Raw genomic sequence first — 18,240 nt, forward strand, 5'->3', positions numbered from 1 at the left:
AGTCAAGAACACATCGTCCGTATGGAGTCAGGGCTTGCATCTGGTCGGCCCGACAGGCAATCCGCATCCCTTGACATCGGCGGGGGTTGATGCGATCATTTTGAAACTTCCTGTCATGCCACGCATCAGGACCTAACGGGGGATCAGGATGCCTGTTGACGTCAGAGGCAAAACGCGACACGCTAGAAGCCGGTATCCGGTGGCATCCGGTCGCGCCCGACGACGAAGCGAGCGCTGCGCCTTCTCCGTCCTAGGACCTGGCTGATCGTGCGCGGTCTTCGGCTGTTCGTCGCCGTCGTGCGCTGAAACTGCCAGCCAGAGCTGGCGCTACTCGGTTGCCGCCTAGTTGCCAGCCGTCGTGGGTGAGTGTATGCCGATTCGGAACGTTCCAGGCGCAGCGATTCGAGAAACGGAGTGAGTGGAGTCATCGATCGTCTGAGAGATGACGTCTCGGTGTTTCACCTCAACCCGGTGTACACCTCCACTTGTCTGGTTGATTGTCTCCACAAGGAACCGTGTTAAGGGGTTCCGTCTGGTGGCGTCGCGTCCACCCTCAAGCCATCGCCACCATCGCAATCTTCGGACCGCTTGGTATTCGCACCCATCCGCAGACATTTCCTACACTTGGCTGGCTGTCGTCATGCCCGAGACGTGACTAGAACGCCGCGGCCGGCCAGCGAGAGGACGATGGTGCTCCCACTTTCCTACGCCCAACAACGATTGTGGTTCCTCGATCGTCTGCAGGGTGCCGACGCCACGTACCACCTGCCGGTGGCGCTGCGCCTGACCGGCCCACTGGACATACCCGCGCTGCAGGTGGCGCTCGCCGACGTCACAACGCGGCACGAGTCGCTGCGCAGCGTCTTCCCCGAGGTCGACAGCGAGCCGGTCCAGCATGTTCTCGCGCCGGAGCAAGCGCGACCGCAGCTGCTGGTGACTGACGCCAGGGCTGGCGAGACCGAGCCGGCTATACGCCGGGCCGTGCTCGAGCCGTTCGACCTCGGACGCCAACCACCGCTGCGGGCGACGCTGTTCCTCCTCGAAACTGAACAGGCGATCCTGCTGCTGGTCCTGCACCACATCGGGGCAGACGGCTGGTCTATGGCACCGCTGCTGCGTGACCTGTCAGCCGCCTACCGGGCACGTGCCGAACACCGCACCGCACCAGACTGGCCCGAGCTTCCAGTCCAGTACGCCGACTACGCGTTATGGCAACGTGAGTTGCTGGGCGACATCGACGACCCGGACAGCCGGTACAGCCGGGAGGTGGCCTGGTGGGTCCAGGCGCTCAACGGCCTTCCGGAGCCGCTGCCGCTGCCGACCGACCGGCCACGACCGGCAGTGGCGAGTCGGCGGGGCGCAGCGGTTCCGATCCGTTGGAGCCGGGACCGGCACCAGCGGCTCCTCGCGTTGGCGCGGGCGCACGACTGCACGCTCTTCATGGTGATACAGGCCGGGCTGGTGGTACTCCTCTCCCGCCTCGGCGCCGGAACCGACATCCCGATCGGTACCGTCGTCGCCGGCCGTACCGAGGAAGGGCTCGAAGACCTTGTCGGCTTCTTCGTGAACACCTTGGTACTACGCACGGACGTGTCCGGTGACCCGGACTTCGTGCAGGTCCTGCGGCGGGTACGGGACATGGACCTCGGGGCGTACGCCCATCAGGACCTCCCCTTCGACTGTCTGGTTCAGGCGCTCAACCCACCGCGCACATTGGCGCACCACCCACTGTTTCAGGTGCTGCTCGTGCTCGAGAACGTCGCCGCGGTCGCCCCGGACTTCGGTCCGGTCTGCGCGGTGGCGTGGGAGGTGGAAAACCCGGCGGCCAAGGTCGACCTGACCTTCCAGCTCCGGGACACCTACGACGCCGACGCGACGCCCGCCGGCCTGGTGGGCTCGCTGGAGTACGCCACGGACCTGTTCGACGAGACCAGCGCCGAGGCATTCGTCACCCGACTCACCCGGTTGCTCGACGAGGTCGCCGACACGCCGGGCATCCCGATCCGGCAGATCGATCTGCTCGGCCTGCACGAACGACGGCAGATCCTGGCCGAGTGGAACGCCACCGAGCGACGCCTGCCGGAGACGACACTGCACGCGGAGTTCAGCCGACAAGCGACCCGTACACCGCGGCGTACGGCCCTGATAAGCGACGGGATGGCAATCGGGTACCGCGAGCTGAACGCGCGTGCGAACCGGCTGGCGCACCACCTCACCCGGGTCGGTGTCCGACCAGGCGACATAGTGGCGGTGGCGGTCGAACGTTCGCCCGCCCTTGTCGTATCCCTGCTGGCGGTCCTCAAGGCGGGCGCGGCCTTCCTGCCGCTGGACTCCGCGCACCCGGCCGACCGGCTCGCGTACGTCGTGAGAGAAGCCCGGCCGACGCGCGTGTTGGCCGACTCAGCCGCCCGGGAACTGCTCAGGCTCGATCCGTCAACGATGGTGGCGGTCAGCGACCCCGTCTTTGAAGAGTCCCTGGCCGAGCTCCCGGACGACGACCCGTCGCGAGATCTCACTCCGGACCACCCCGCCTACCTGCTCTACACGTCCGGATCGACCGGCCGGCCCAAAGGGGTGCTCGTCTCGCACGGCGCGATCGCCAACCGGCTGCGCTGGATGCAGGCGATGTACCCGCTGACCGGGGATGACCGGGTCCTGCAGAAGACCCCGTCCGGATTCGATGTCTCGGTCTGGGAGTTCTTCTGGCCGCTGCAGGTCGGGGCCACGCTGGTGCTGGCCGGACCGGCTGAGCACCTCGATCCGGCCCGAATCGCCCACAGAGTGCGCGAGCAGAGTGTGACCATTGCGCACTTCGTGCCGTCCATGCTGCGGCTGCTCCTCGCCGAGCCAGCGGCTGCCACCTGCACCGGCCTGCGGCGGGTCTTCTGCAGCGGGGAGGCCCTGACGAGGGAGACAGCCGACGAATTCCACCGAGTCCTGCCCAATACGTCGCTGGAGAACCTGTACGGCCCCACGGAGGCGGCGATCGACGTCACCGCCCACACCTGCCGACCCGGCGAGCGCGGACCGGTTCCGATCGGGCGACCCGTCGACAACACCCGGGTCTTCGTGCTGGACGACAGCTTGCGCCCAAGCCCCGTCGGTGTCCCGGGCGAGCTCTACCTGGCCGGCGTCCAACTCGCGCAGGGCTACCTGGGACGTCCGGCGCTCACCGCCGCCAGTTTCGTCGCCAATCCGTACGGCGCGGCGGGGGAGCGCATGTACCGCACCGGCGACGTCGTCCGCTGGCTGCCCGGCGGCGTACTCGGCTATCTGGGGCGCTCGGACCGTCAGGTCAAGCTCCGCGGACAGCGGCTGGAACTCGGTGAGATCGAGAGCGTGCTGGTCGGCGACGAACATGTGGCCGCCGCGCACGTCCTGGTGCGCGAGAGCGGGCCGGGCGAGCCGACGCTCGCCGCGTACGTCACCCCGGCCCAACACCCGGCGGGCGGCCGTTTCGACCCGGCCCGGCTGCGGCGACTGCTCGTCGAACGGTTGCCCGAGTACATGGTGCCGGCCACCGTCACCGTCGTGGAGAGCTTCCCGCTCACTCCCAACGGCAAGCTCGACGTCGCCGCGCTACCCGTGCCGTCACTCCCCACGACCACTGCCGCCCATCCCGGTACGCCCCTGGAAGCAGCGCTCGCCCGGCTGTTCGAGGAGGTCCTCGACCTGCCCAGGGTCGGCGTCGACGACGACTTCTTCACTTTCGGCGGACACTCCATGCTGGCGGTACGCCTGGTCCGGCGCGTCTGTCAGGACCTCGGCATCGACATCGGGGTGCAGAACCTGTTCCGCCGACCGACCGTGCGCTCGCTCGCCTACGAACTGTCCCAGGGCGAACCAATGGACGCCTACGGCAGGATGCTGCCGCTGCGTAGCACGGGTGGCGGCGTTCCCCTCTTCTTCGTGCCCCCCGGTTCCGGGCTGAGCTGGTGTTACTACCGGATGCTGGGGCACCTCGACAAGGACCGGCCGGTGTACGCGCTACAGGCGTATGGCTTCGGGGAGGAGGCCAAGCCCACCGCCACGCCGCAGTTGCCGACCTCGACCGACCAGATGGCTGAGGACTACCTCGAACATGTCCTGAAGGTGTGGCCCGAGGGACCATACAACCTGCTCGGCTGGTCCTTCGGCGGGATCATGGCACACGTCATGGCGACCCGGCTGCAACAGGCGGGACGCGAGGTGGCGCGGCTGGTCGTCTTCGACAGCCACCCCGATCCGCCCACCGCCGCGCGAGCCGCCCCCCCCTGCGGAGGACCTGCTCCAGGCTGCTCTGGGCAACATGCTCGGCCGGCCAGCGGGCCGGGACGTCCGGCCGGAGGAACTGCAGGCACTCGGCGCAGACCTCGTCGAGGAGATACGGCAGGGGTTCCCGCCGCTGGCCGGAGCGCCGCAGTGGCGGATCCGGGCGGCACTGCGGGTCGGGATGAACAACCTGCGGCTGCTACACCGCGCCCAACTCGGCGTCTATCACGGCGACCTGACGTTGATCCCCGCTGCTCGCGGAAGCTCGACCGGATCGCCCGCCGAGGCCTGGCGGGACTACGTCACCGGCCGAGTGCACGTCTATCCGGTCGACAGCCACCACCACGAAATGTTCACCACCGCCGCCCCGGCCACCGGCTCGCTGCTGGCCGACATCCTGCGGACCCCCAGCACTCACATCAGACCGACGTCAGGGGAGCTAAAATGATCGACTCGTCCGACCACGCCACGCCCGGTTCCACGTGGTCCTCAACGAGGACGTGTCCTGCCCGCTCCCGCCGGGCCGCTCGGGACGCCCGACCAGTCCACGTGGCCACCCACGGCTGGAACGATGACGACCGTTGACAGCGCGTCGGGCACCCGCACCCCGGTCGAACTGTTCGAGCGGCAGGCGGGCCGGACACCAACCGCCACCGCGGTCGAGTGCGGTGGCGACGTGCTCACCTACGCGGGGCTGGACACCAGGGCGAACCGGCTCGCCCGGCTGCTCGTCGAACGTGGCGCCGGCCCGGAGCGGTTGGTCGCACTCGCGGTGCCCCGGTCGCTGGAGCTGGTGGTGACGCTGCTAGCCGTCGCCAAGACCGGCGCCGCGTACCTCCCGCTGGACCCCGCCCACCCCGCCGGGCGGAACGCGCACATCCTCAGGGAGGCGCGACCGGTGCTCCTGGTCATCCACTCCGACACCGACGTGCTCAACCTGCTCGACACCGGCGTACCCGTGCTGGCGGTCGATACCATCGACGTGTCGACGCCGGCCGGTGGCGCGCCCCAAGACCAGGTTCCCGTACCGGACCGGCACCCGGAGCACCCGGCGTACGTGCTGTACACCTCGGGTTCCACCGGAACGCCCAAGGGCGTGGTGGTGACCCTGGCGAACTTTGGCAATCTGCTGGCGGCGTTCCAGGAGCGGCTGGCCCTGGCACCGGCCGACCGGTGGCTATCCGTCACCACCATCGGGTTCGATATCTCGGGACTGGAGATCTTCGCTCCGCTGCTGAGCGGCGCGCAACTCGTGCTGGCCACCGCAGAACAACAGCGCGACCCGGCCCGAATCGCAGCCGTCATCGAGCAGGGTGACATCACCGTCATGCAGGCTACGCCGGCGCTGTGGCAGGCGTTGCTGGACGGGACGCGGGTACGGCTGTCGGGGCTGCGCGTGCTGGTGGGCGGCGAGGCGCTACCGAGCCGCCTCGCCGGGCTGCTGCACGAGGGCGCCGCTGAGGTGATCAACGTCTACGGGCCGACCGAGACGACCGTGTGGTCCACCGCCAGAACGATCGGCCCTGCCGACATCACCGCGCCGCCTATCGGCACGCCCATCCGCGAGACCAGAGCATACGTGCTGAACCAGAAGCTGCGCCCCGTCGGGCCCGGGGTGACCGGCGAGCTGTACCTCGCCGGTTCGGGCGTCGCCCGGGGGTACCTGCACCGCTCCGGATTGACCGCCCTGCGGTTCGTGGCCGACCCGTTCGGTCCTCCGGCGTCCCGCATGTACCGCACCGGGGATCTGGTGCGGTGGCGGACCGACGGCGAGCTTGAGTTCGTCGGCCGTGCGGACCGGCAGGTGAAGATCCGGGGGTTCCGAATCGAGCTGGGGGAGGTCGAGGCAGCTGCCCTCGCGCTGTCGGGGGTCGCTCAGGCGGTGGCCGCCGTCTGGGAGGAACGCCGGCAGGATCGCCGGTTGGTGCTCTACGTGCTGGCCAACCCGGGAACGGCCCCTGACCCGCTGGCGCTACGCCGACGACTCGCCATGGAACTACCCGACTACATGGTCCCCTCCGCCGTCCAGGTGCTCGACCGGCTCCCGCTGACACCGAACGGCAAGGTGGACCGGGCGGCCCTACCGCCCCCCGATTACCGCGTCGCGTCCGGCGGCGAGACGGCACGGGACGAACGGGAGACGCGGCTCTGTCGGCTCTTCGCCGAGACGCTGGGCGTCGCGACGGTCGGAGCCTCGGACGACTTCTTCGAGTTGGGCGGGCACTCGCTGCTGGCGAACCGGCTGATCAGCCGAGTCCGCTCCGAGTTGGGCCTCGACCTGGGCATCCGAGAGTTCTTCGACGGCGCGACCCCCCGGGCGGTGGCCCGAAGACTCACTCGTCCGGCGGTTGCCCGTCCGGTGCCGGCGCCAGCACCGAGGCCGGACCGCGTCCCGCTCTCCTTCGCCCAGCGCCGCCTGTGGTTCCTCCATCGGTTGGAGGGCCGAAGCGCGACGTACAACATGCCGCTGACGCTGCGGCTGCGCGGACGGATCGAGCCCGGTGCGCTCTGGGCGGCGCTGAGTGACCTGGTGACGCGGCACGAGGCCCTGCGTACGGTCTTCCCGGACTGCGGCGACGGAGAGCCCTGGCAGCAGGTTCTGTCCAGCGCCGCCGTTATCGTGCCGGCCGTCGTGACCGTCACCGACCGGGAACAGGCGCAGGCGGTACGCGATAGGTTCATCAGTGACGGGTTCGACCTGAGCACCGAGGCACCCCTTCGGGCGCTCCTCGTCACGGTGGCGCCCGACGAACACCTCCTGGTGCTGGTAGCACATCACATCGCGGCAGACGGCTGGTCGATGGCACCGCTGGCCAGGGACCTCCTCGAGGCGTACGCCGCACGCCGTGCCGGGCGGGCGCCGACCTGGCCACCACTCCCGGTGCAGTACGCGGACTTTAGCCTCTGGCAGCGGGACCTGCTCGGCGACCCGAACGAGCCGGGCAGCGTCTACGCCCGGGAGCTAGCCTTCTGGAGGGCGGCGCTGGCCGGCATACCCGAGGAACTGGCGCTGCCCTACGACCGTCCCCGCCCGACCCGGGCCTCGTACCGCGGCGGGCGCGTGTCCATCAGGCTCGACGCCACCCTGCACCGGGACCTGGTACGCCTGGCGCACCGCACCGGCACGACCGTCTTCATGGTGATCCAATCTGCACTCTCCGCCCTGCTGACCAGGCTTGGCGCGGGTACCGACATCCCGATCGGCAGCCCCGTCGCCGGCCGCGCAGACAGGGCCTTGGACAACCTGGTCGGCTTCTTCGTCAACACGCTCGTGCTGCGTACCGACACCTCCGGCAACCCGTCGTTCCGGGAACTGCTGAACAGGGTGCGCGAGGTCGACCTTGCCGCCTTCGCACACCAGGACCTGCCGTTCGAATCCCTGGTGGAGGCGCTGAATCCGGCCCGATTACTCGCACGTCACCCGCTTTTCCAGGTGTTGCTGGTCGCGCAGAACAACGAGACACCGGCATTCGGGCTTGACGATCTCGCGGTCACCGTAGACGAGTCCGGGCCCGACGTCGCGAAGTTCGACCTATCGTTCAGCATCACCGAGCGGCACACCCCCACGCGCGCCGTGCAGGGGATCGACGTGCTTGTCGAGTACTCCATCGACCTGTTCAATCACACCACCGTCGAACGGCTGACCGGGTACTTCGTGGAGCTGCTACGGGCCGCCGTGACCGACCCTGATCGACCGATCGGTTCCCTGGATCTGATGCCGGGCGCTGAACGCCACCGAGTGCTGTTCGGGTGGAACGACACCGCTCGGGCGGTGACCCGTGATCGGTTGCCCGAACTCTTACGAGACCAGGCAGCCCGGACCCCGGACGCGGTGGCGCTGCGGTACGAGGACGAGTCTGTCACCTACGCCGACCTGGACGCGCGGTCGAACCGGATGGCGCGCCTTCTCGCGGCGCGTGGCTGCGGACCGGAGCAGACGGTGGCGTTGGCGGTGCCGAGGTCGGTGGACCTGGTCGTCGCGCTGCTGGGTGTGGTCAAGTGCGGTGCCGCATACCTGCCGCTCGACCCCGACTACCCGGCAGAGCGGATCGAGTACATGCTGCGCGACAGCGCTCCCGCCTGCGTGCTGACCACTCAGGCGATGGCCGCGCGGATACCACGCGAAGCGCCCCGGATTCTCCTTGACACCACCCAGGTGGCGGAGGAACTGGCCGGGTGGTCCGACGCCGAGTTCACCGACGCGGACCGTACCGCACCGCTGCAGCAGACCCATCCGGTCTACATCATCTACACCTCGGGTTCCACCGGCCGCCCCAAGGGAGTCGTATTCCCCTCCGAAGCGTTGGTGAACCTCCTCGCCTGGCACGCGGAGATCATGCCCTACCGGCCCGGGTTGACCACGGCACAGTTCGCCTCGCTCAGCTTCGACGCGGCGGCACAGGAGATCTTCTCCGTGTTGACCTCCGGCAAGACGCTCGCCATACCAAGGGACGACGTGCGCAGAGACACCGAGGAACTCGTGCGCTGGCTCGACCGGTACGCGGTGAACGAACTGTTCGCGCCCACCTCCGTGGTCGAAGAGATCATCACGACCGCGCTGGCGCTGGGGATCGAGCTAACGGACCTCGTCGATGTCGCGCAGGCCGGTGAGGCGCTGATCCTTCGCCAGCCGCTGCGCACCTTCTGCGCGGCGCGGCCGGGCCGACGGCTGCACAACTACTACGGTCCCACCGAGACACACGTCGTCACCGGCTGGACCGTCCCAGACGACCTATCGACGGGCGACGTCTCGCCCCCGATCGGGCCGCCGATCTGGAACTGCCGAACCTACATTCTCGACGCGTCCCTGCAGCCGGTCCCGGCCGGTGTGGTCGGCGAGCTGTACATCGCCGGTGAGCAGGTCGCCCGGGGCTACCTGAACCGGCCAGGGCTCACCGCGCAGCGGTTCGTGGCGAATCCGTACGGTGCCGAGGGGACCCGGATGTACCGCACCGGGGACCTGGCGCGCTGGCGTCCGGACGGGGCGATCGAATTCCTCGGACGTATCGACTTCCAGGTCAAAATCCGGGGACTCCGGATAGAGCTGGGGGAAATCGAGGCCGTGCTGGCCGGGCTGCCCGAGGTGGCCCGCGCGATGGTGCTGGCCCGCGAGGACCGGACCGGGGACAAACGACTTGTCGCGTACGTGGTCGCGCACCCCGGCAGCGATCCGGATCCGATCGAGCTGCGGCGAGCGAGCGCCAGGACGCTGCCGCAGTACATGGTCCCTTCCGTGGTGGTGGTACTCGACTCCATCCCGTTGACGCCGAACGGCAAGGTGGACCGGGCGGCGCTGCCCGCACCGGACTACCTGGCGGCGGTACGGGGCCAGGCTCCCCGGGACGCCCGCGAGGAGGTGCTCTGCCGCCTCTTTGCCGACGTGCTCGGTGTCGCCCACGTGGGTACCGACGACAACTTCTTCGAACTCGGCGGGCACTCCCTGCTGGCGACCCGTTTGATCAGCAGGATCCGCGCCGAACTCGGATGCGATCTAGGCATCGGCGATCTGTTCGACGCGCCCACGGTGCTGGGCGTGGCGCAACGGTTGACAGCCGGACCCTCGTCCCGCCCGGCCCTGCGCCGGATGCGACCTGTCGCCGGTACCGGCGGCCACCAGTAGCACCGCGTCACCAGGAAGGACTTGCTGATGTTGTCGTACGAGAGTATCGACCTGTATCGCGAGGACGGGTTCCTGTTCGCGGACCCCCTTACCGAAAAGGAGACAGACCTTCTACGCGAACAGGCCGATCGTGAGTTTCTGCGGGATTCTCCCGGCCGGATGTTGGAGAAGGACGGTTTCACGGTGCGCGGGGTGCACGGGTCGCACGTGGTGAACAGCACGTTCGCCCGGCTGGTACGGCACCCAAAGATCGTCACACCGGCCACGCAGCTACTGGGTGGCCCCGTATATGTGCACCAGTTCAAGATCAATGCAAAGAAGGCGCTGACCGGCGATGTGTGGCCCTGGCACCAGGACTACATCTTCTGGAACCGGGGTGACGGAATGCGTCGCCCCGACGTGGTGAACGTCGCCGTCCTGCTGGATGAGGCGACCGATCTGAACGGTCCACTGCTCGTCCTGCCCGGCTCACACAAGTGCGGCTCTCTGGAAGTGGCGAGGCGGACGACCGTCTGTGGCGACGGGGCGTGGCGGTCCGACATCTCCGCAGATCTGGACTACGCCATCGACGCGCCGCTGCTGTCCAAGCTCACCGAGACTACAAAAGTGACCGCCATCAAAGGGCCGCCCGGCTCGATCCTCCTCTTCGATCCCCTGCTCGTACACGCCTCGGGCGTGAACATGGCTCCCTACGATCGGCGCATGATCCTCGTCACCTACAACCGGGTGGACAATCCACTCGGAGAGGTGCCCAGCCCTCGACCGGACTTCCTCGCCGCCCGGGACAACACGCCGGTCAGGCCGCTCGACCCCGGCGCGGACCTTCTCGCCTGATCGACCAGGGGTTTCGTCGTACGCTTATAGCGTAGAGGATCGTATTGATAGCGGTGGTAACGGCAATCAACATGTTCGTGCACCGTCACCAACGGTGTACCAGGCAGATCCACTCCAGGTCGTTCGTGCTCGCGGTCCCATAGCGGGCGTCACCCAGCCGCGGCTCAACGCACAGCGACGTCAGTAAGGAGCGCGTCCTGACAACCGTAAAGACTGTCGGTCGCCCGACCAAGGTAGGCCTCGCCACCCTGGTGCGACTGCTCGCCACACGCGCGCGGCCGTACCGGAACACCGTGATCGCGGTGGTCGTCCTCCAGGCTCTCCAGGCTGTCGCCCTGCTCTTCCTACCGCTTCTGAACGCCGACATCATCGACAACGGCGTCCTGAAGGGCGACACCGGTCACATCATTCGCGTCGGCTCCCTGATGATCGCCGTGACCGTGGTGCAGGGATTGGCCACCGTCTACGCGGTCCAGCTGAGCGCCCGGGTGGCGATGGCCGTCGGCCGGGACCTACGGGAAGCTGTCTACCAGCGAGTGCAGCGATTCTCGGCCCAGGAGATGCAGCGGATCGGCGTCCCCTCGCTCATCACGCGGACGTCCAACGACATCCAGCAGGTGCAGACATTCCTGCTCTCGACGCTGACCCTGGTCGTCACCGCGCCCGTCATGGGCCTGGGTGGAATCGCGCTCGCGATGGCCCAGGACGTCGCCCTGGCCCTGGTGCTGGCGGCGCTGCTCCCGCTCCTCGGCCTCATCGTCGCGCTGCTGATCCGGCGGATGCGCCCACTGTCGGCGGCCATGCAGGTCCGGATCGACGGCGTCGGCCGGGTGCTGCGCGAGCAGATACCGGGCATCCGCGTGACGCGGGCCTTCGTCAAACACGACTTCGAGCAGGCCCGCTTCGCGCGCGCCAACCAGGAGCTGACCGACGTCTCGGTACGGCTCGGGCGGGTGAGCACATTGCTGTTGCCGCTCGTGGTGAACACGGTCAACGTCTGCGGCGTCTTTCTCGTCTGGATCGGCGGCTTCCGGGTGGAGAGCGGCGCGATGCAGATCGGGGCGTTCGTTGCGCTGCTCACCTACCTGGTCATGGTCCAAGGGGCGGTACTGACCGCCGCCTTCGTGGCGATCGGCCTGCCGCGTACCGAGGTATGTGCCGGTCGGATCGACGAGGTGTTGTGGACGCAGCCGAGCGTCATCCCGCCTGCGGAGCCCGTCAGGACCTTCCGCACCCCCGGCCACGTCTTGCTCGATGGGGTGTCATTCCGGTACCCGTCAGCCGAAAAGGACGTTCTGCACAACGTCGACCTCGTGGCCGGCCCAGGCACGACCACCGCGATCGTCGGCTCGACCGGCAGTGGCAAATCCACCCTGGTCAGCCTGATCTGCCGGTTGTTCGATCCGACAGGAGGCCGCGTGCTGGTCGGCGGGGAGGATGTGAAGACACTCGACCCCGGACTGCTCACCACGGCCATCGCCGTGGTGCCGCAGCAGGCGCACCTGTTCTCCGGCACGGTGGCGTCCAACCTCCGCTACGGACGACCCGACGCAACGGACGAGGAACTCTGGCACGCCCTGGACATCGCACAGGCAAGCGGCTTCGTCTCGGCTCTCGACGGCAAGCTTGAGGCTACTATCGCCCAGGGCGGGACAAACCTCTCTGGCGGGCAGCGACAGCGGCTGGCAATCGCGCGCGCCCTGGTGCGGCGACCGCAGATCTACCTGTTCGACGACTGCTTCTCCGCGCTGGACCACAATACCGACGCAGCGCTGCGAAAGGCGCTGGCATCGCAGATCGCCGACGCCACCACCATCATCGTCGCGCAGCGCATCAGCACGATCGCGCAGGCCGAGCGGATCGTGGTGCTCGACGAGGGCAAGGTTGTCGGTGTCGGCACACACGAGGAGTTGTTGCGGCACAGCCCGGTCTACCAGGAGATCATGCAGTCGCAGCACGGAGAGGCTCCACAGTGACCGCACAGACCTCAACAAGGACGCCGCGGCAGACATCCAAGGCCGAACCGTCGCAGGACCCAGTGGCAGAGACGCCAGCCGGTTTCCGGCAGACATCGCGTCGACTAATCGCGATGCTGCGTCCGTACCGCAGGCTCGCCGGAGTCGGGGCGCTCGGCCTCGGTAGCATCGTGCTGAACGTGAGCGGGCCCTGGCTGCTGGGCCAGGCCACAAACCTGATCTTCGCGGGCTACCTCGGTCAGCGGTTTCCATCAGGTGGGAAAAAGGAAGAGATCGCCGAGCGGCTCCGCGGAGAGGGCGCCGACGTCCTCGCCGCACTAGTCGGTACGGTGGACTTCACACCCGGCCGCGGCATCGACTTCCGCGCGCTGGGTCTGACGCTCCTCGCGGTCTTGGCGGCGTACGTGGGCTCGGGCCTGTTCTGGATCATGCAAGGCCGCCTCACCACGAACCTTGTCCAGCAGGCACTCTTCGGCCTCCGCCAACAGGTGGAGGCGAAACTCTCCCGACTGCCGCTGTCCTACTTCGACCAGCGGCCCCGCGGTGAGGTGCTGAGCCGCACGACGAACGACATCGACAACATCGCCCAGGGCCTGCAGCAGACGATCAGCCAGATCACCAACTCGCTGCTTCTCTTGGTAGGGGTACTGGGGATGATGGTGTGGATCTCCCCACTGCTCGCCGCGGTGGCTCTCATCGCGGTGCCGATGTCGATCTACCTCACGAAGGTGATCGGCAAACGGTCGCAGGCACAGTTCGCCCAGCAGTGGAAAACCGCGGGGGACCTTAACGCCCACGTGGACGAGGTCTACACCGGCTACGCGCTGGTCAAGATGTTCGGACACGAGAAGGAGAGCCTGGCTGCTTTCCGGACGCACAACGAGCGGCTCTACCGGTCATCGACTCGGGCGCAGTTCATCAGCGGCACCATCGGGCCCGTGACGACCCTGATCGGGAACGTCAGCTACGTCCTGATCGCTGTGATCGGTGGCCTGCAGCTGGCCTCGGGCGCGCTGTCGGTGGGTGCGGTACAGGCGTTCATCCAGTACTCCCGCCAGTTCACCCAACCGTTGATGGCTCTGGCGAACCTGTCGAGCCTGGTGCAGTCCGCGGTCGCCTCGGCGGAACGGGTCTTCGCATTCCTGGACGCCCCCGAAGAGACCCCTTCAGCAGCGACGGAAGAGCGGCCAACCCAGGGCCGAGTGTGTTTCGAGGCGGTCTCATTCCGGTATCAAGACAATAAACCATTGATCGAGAACCTCTCGCTGACCGTCGAGCCGGGCCGATCGGTGGCCATCGTCGGCCCGACAGGTGCGGGCAAGACGACGCTGGTGAACCTCCTCATGCGGTTCTACGATGTCACCGCCGGCCGGATCACCATCGACGGCGCCGACATCCGGGATATGGACCGCGACCAGCTCCGGTCCGCCATCGGTATCGTCACCCAGGACCCGTGGCTGTTCGGCGGCACGATACGCGAGAACATCGCCTACGGACGCGACTCGGCGACCGATGACGAGATCGTCGCCGCGGCACGAGCCGCACACGTCGACCACTTCGTACGGACCCTCTCTAACGGCTACGACACGGTGATCGATACCGAGGGCGGGGGAGTGAGTGCCGGCGAGCGGCAGCTGATCACGATCGCCAGGGCGCTGCTCGCCGACCCGGTGATCCTGGTCCTAGACGAAGCGACCAGCTCGGTCGACACCCGCACCGAGTTGCTGATTCAGCAGGCCATGGCCCGGCTCAGCGCGGGCCGGACCAGCTTCGTGGTGGCACACCGACTTTCCACCATCCGCGAGGCCGACCTCATCCTGATGATGGAAGACGGCGCGATTGTCGAGCAGGGCACGCATAGAGAACTACTGGCCGCAGGAGGGCCGTACGCACGAATGCACGCCGCGCAGAGCGTCTAGTTGTCGCTGCGGTCGGCACTGGGCACCGGTCACGTGCCCCCGTTTACCCCCCGAAAACCCGTGCCAAGTATCGGTCAGCAGCGGCAAGTGTTGATCAGTTGACGGTCATGTTTGTGCAGGTCAACAGGCGGTTCCGACTACTAATGACAAACCTGGGACCGTGACGCACGGTAAGCGTAGGTCGACGGTTCGATTCCGTCAGGCGGCTCAAGAAGAGGCCCTGACCAGCATCAGCGCTGGTCAGGGCCTCATTTTCATCGATGGAGTTTTGAGTCGTTCCCGGAAACCTTAGAAATGCCTACCGGGTGTCGCGCCGGGAGGCGAAGATCGCGTTGCGGGGATTGTCAGGTGTTCACGGATTGCCTCCGCCGCCAAGCTACCAGCAGCACACCCACGGCCATGGATAGCAGTCCCCCACCGATCACGCCGGTCAGCTTCATGCCGGTGACGGGTAGGTGCTTTTTGAGCCGATTGTGGAAGGTGCAGGTGATGTTCTGCCCGTTGCTCGGCGTGACTACCCCGTGTAGTACCGGGACTGTGGTGCCCGTGCCGGTGATCACACACTTCGGCGATCCCACGTGCTCGTAGCCCTTGGGGCCGCCGGATTCGGAGAGCTTGTGGCCGACACCGACCTGTACACGCACACCGGTTACAGAAGGACTGCCGGAGGTGCCGCTGATCGGGGTGGCTCCGTTGTCCGGGGTGGCTGTCAGCGTCCAGTCGGTCGGCTTCGCCTCGCCGTGCCACACCTTCTTGACCAGTGTCAGGTGGGCGGCGCCCGGGTCTACCTGGCCGTTGCGCCAGGTGCAGGTGTAGCTGATCCCGTCGATCGGTGTGAGGGCGTCGTCCGGCGTCGAGATCCGTTCACCCGTTGCGTTGTCGACGCAGGTGACTGAGCCGAGCTGTTCGTATCCCGTTGGACCGTCGGTCTCGCTGAGCGTGTAGCGCACCCCCGCAGTTGCTGGCACGTCGGTCACTGCCGCCTCGCCGCTGCGTCCGCTGACCGGTGTCACCCCGGAGCCGGGCGGCGGGGTGGCGTTGAGCAGCCAGTCCCGCGGTACCGCGGTGCCTCCGAACGGGTTCTCCACCTCCTTGACCAGGGTGAGTCTTGCCTCACCTGGCGGTGGTTCGAGCTGCCGGTTGCGGAAGGTGCAGGTGATGTCCTGCCCGAAACTCGGAGTCAACACGTTGCCGGGGGTCTGCACGGGGGTCTGCGTCCCGGTGAGTAGACACTGGACCGTGCCGACCGGTTCGTAGCCCTGGGGGCCGTCGGTCTCGGTCAGGGTGTATCCCACGTTCGGGCTCACCTCGGCCTCGGTGACGGCTGGCTCACCACTACGCCCGGTGACGGGGGCGGCCGGCGAGCCGGGCGGCGGCAGCGCGTTCAAGACCCAGTCCTGTGGGGTGGCCGTTCCGCCGAAGGGGTTCTCCACCTCCTTGACCAGAGTGAGATTGCCGGGCTGCGCCTGGTTGGTCGCGGTGCAGACGGCGGTCTGCCCGATCTGGATGGCTACCGTTCCGTCCGCGCCATCGAAGGTGCCGCCCAGGGATCCGTCACGCATCAGCAACTGGCAGTCCCAGCTACCCGTGGCTGGCGGCGTGATGACGGCTCCGTCGACAACAGTCTGGGTGAATCCGGAGACGTTTGTCTCGCCGAGTGAATAGATGATCTCTGGTGTCACCTCACCGGTGGTCCCGGTGGTGCCGCTGAAGAGCGGGTCCGTCGAGCCGGGCGGGAACGCGTTGAGTGTCCACGCGGTCAGCGGTGGCTCCGGCACTCCGTACGGGTTGTCGATCGTCTTGTCCAGCCGCAACCGGGTGGTGCAGGTGACCGTGTTGGTGACCTGGTAGGTGTTGAGGCCCGAGGCCAACGTCTGCTCGCCCAGGTCCCCGCTGGCCACGTTGTCGCAACCTGGCGGGAAGAGCTGCAAGTTGATCTCCTCGGCGATCGTGATCGTCTGGCCCGCGTCGAAGTCCGTGTACTCAACGCCCCAGGCCGGTTCCGTGATGCCGGTGAGTGACAGCGCTGCCTCGAACTGCGCGTCCTGATCGGGGTCCTCGAACGGCTCTCCGTTGATCACCCAGGTCTTGTTCACCACGACGGAGGCGAGCGGATCGGGCGCCTGGTTGAGAATGATGCAGCTGACGATCGCGTCCGTGCTGACGGTGACGGTGAAACCGAGGGCACCGCTGTTGGTGACCGGTGCCGGGAGTCCGTTCGCGGTGCAGGAGGCATTGTCTCCGGCCTGCTGGACGAGGGTGAAGTCAGGCTTGAGCGTTTCGGCGAGGGTCACGTCCCGGGACGGATCGCCGCCGAGATCAACATCGAAGCTGATCGCACCGCTGGCATCACCGGTCACTCCGCTGGCTGGTGTGACACCGGAGTCGGCCGTGGAGATCGTCCAGCCACCTGCTGGCTGGGCGTCGGCCGGTGTGCCGCCGAACGGAATGACCTTCTTGACCACACTGATCGTGCCGGCACAGGTTTCCAGTGCCAACTGGCGCAGGAGCGGACCGAGTTCATCGGTGTCGGCTTGGTAGTAGTCGGAACCGGCCACGGGGCCGGAGACGGCGGACAGGTTGTTGGTGGAGCCGCCAACGCCGTCGCCCACCCCGATGACGATGATCCGAGTGCCCTCAGCCTTGACCGCGTTCGCGGAGAAGATTCCACTTTCCAGTTCGATAAAGCGGGTGAAGCCACCCGTCCCCTGCACCGGAGGCGGCCCGTAGACCGTGGGGTTTCCGTCAGTGATCATGATGACCGCGTCGAAGTCGAACGGCGCAGCGGCGATCTGGAACAATCCCTGGTCCCAGTTGGTGGTACCGCCAGCGGTGAGACCATTGACCGCAGCCTTGACCACATCTGCCCCGGAGACATCGGAGACCGGTGTGGGGTTCAGCACGGCGTCGGCCTCGGTGGCGAAGGAGTATACGGCGATCTCCGACGGCGTGCCGGTGAGCGCGTCGACGTAGCCGTTCGCCGCAGCCTTGACCTGTGGGAGGTCTCCTGTGATCGAACCCGACACGTCGATCAGGAATGCGACGTGTAGACCGCACTGCCCGGGCAGGGGCGGGTTGTCCCGGGCATCGGCCCAGATGGGCCCCCGGGCGGTCAGGTTGGCGTCGCCGGTGGTCTCCACCGGAAACTCGTACGTCTGGTCGTTGGCGACCGCGCCGGTGAAGACCCCGTTGTAGACGGTCGGCGAGGTGCTGATGCCACCGACGTCCAACTCCTGGAGCAGCCGCCATCCGGTCGGCGCGCTCCGTTCGATGATCCAGTAACCCTGGTCGGGGCCGGTCCGTCCAGGCACGTCCACGCTGCACGCGCCGGTAACGTCGGTGGTGCATGACGCATCCGGAATGTCCCCCGGGCCCGGACGGGTGTCGCTGATGCCCGCGTAGAAGTCGAAGGTGGCACCGGCCAGGGGTCCCACCGTCTGCTCTCCGGTGCGGTCGCCACCCTTGTTGACGACGAGCGTCGTTTCGGTCGGGCTCGCCGCCCGAGCTGGTGCGATGTCCAGCCCGACCAGCGGAAGCAGGCCACCGACCAGCGCCAGCGCGGCGGTCGCACTCCAGCCGCGGCGCACACCCGTGTTACTGAGAACGAACATTCACATACCTCCGTGCGCCGTGCGGAACG

At 67.5% G+C, this 18,240-nt stretch carries 6 protein-coding genes; 5 read left to right on the forward strand and 1 reads right to left on the reverse strand.

Features of this window, described 5'->3' with window-relative positions; all coding sequences use genetic code 11:
- Positions 1–588 precede the first annotated feature (588 nt).
- The 5 genes from C569_RS30025 (at position 589) to C569_RS30035 (ending at position 14,600) form a co-directional block, all read left to right on the forward strand.
- Complete coding sequence (locus C569_RS30025; RefSeq protein ID WP_155945520.1) at positions 589–4,836, forward strand: non-ribosomal peptide synthetase; 4,248 nt, start codon at positions 589–591, stop codon at positions 4,834–4,836.
- The gene (locus tag C569_RS30030; protein WP_051090471.1) at positions 4,823–9,871 is read left to right on the forward strand and encodes a non-ribosomal peptide synthetase; all 5,049 of its coding nucleotides are present in this window, start codon (positions 4,823–4,825) and stop codon (positions 9,869–9,871) included. The genes C569_RS30025 and C569_RS30030 overlap by 14 nt, the downstream gene beginning before the upstream one ends.
- Positions 9,872–9,898: 27 nt before the next feature.
- The gene (locus tag C569_RS0110040; RefSeq protein ID WP_018785651.1) at positions 9,899–10,705 is read left to right on the forward strand and encodes a phytanoyl-CoA dioxygenase family protein; all 807 of its coding nucleotides are present in this window, start codon (positions 9,899–9,901) and stop codon (positions 10,703–10,705) included.
- Between the two features lie 251 nt (positions 10,706–10,956).
- Positions 10,957–12,681 (forward strand): ABC transporter ATP-binding protein, encoded by a 1,725-nt coding sequence (locus C569_RS0110045; protein WP_018785652.1) that lies wholly within the window; start codon positions 10,957–10,959, stop codon positions 12,679–12,681.
- 113 nt (positions 12,682–12,794) lie between these two features.
- Positions 12,795–14,600, forward strand: coding sequence for an ABC transporter ATP-binding protein (locus C569_RS30035; RefSeq protein ID WP_018785653.1), 1,806 nt, complete (start codon positions 12,795–12,797; stop codon positions 14,598–14,600).
- A gap of 344 nt (positions 14,601–14,944) precedes the next feature.
- Here C569_RS30035 and C569_RS0110055 read toward each other — a convergent pair whose 3' ends face one another.
- The gene (locus C569_RS0110055; RefSeq protein ID WP_155945521.1) at positions 14,945–18,211 is read right to left on the reverse strand and encodes a VWA domain-containing protein; all 3,267 of its coding nucleotides are present in this window, start codon (positions 18,209–18,211) and stop codon (positions 14,945–14,947) included.
- Between the last annotated feature and the right edge of the window lie 29 nt (positions 18,212–18,240).

Origin of the sequence: Micromonospora sp. CNB394, assembly GCF_000374985.1 — a bacterium.
GTDB classification, from domain to species: domain Bacteria; phylum Actinomycetota; class Actinomycetes; order Mycobacteriales; family Micromonosporaceae; genus Micromonospora; species Micromonospora marina.

Bases quoted from the DNA above. Each gene is read 5' to 3' on its own strand.
- C569_RS30035 (WP_018785653.1), top strand. From the start codon at position 12,795: ATGCTGCGTCCGTACCGCAGGCTCGCCGGAGTCGGGGCGCTCGGCCTC.
- C569_RS0110040 (WP_018785651.1), top strand. From the start codon at position 9,899: ATGTTGTCGTACGAGAGTATCGACCTGTATCGCGAGGACGGGTTCCTG.
- C569_RS0110055 (WP_155945521.1), bottom strand. From the start codon at position 18,211: ATGTTCGTTCTCAGTAACACGGGTGTGCGCCGCGGCTGGAGTGCGACC.
- C569_RS30030 (WP_051090471.1), top strand. From the start codon at position 4,823: ATGACGACCGTTGACAGCGCGTCGGGCACCCGCACCCCGGTCGAACTG.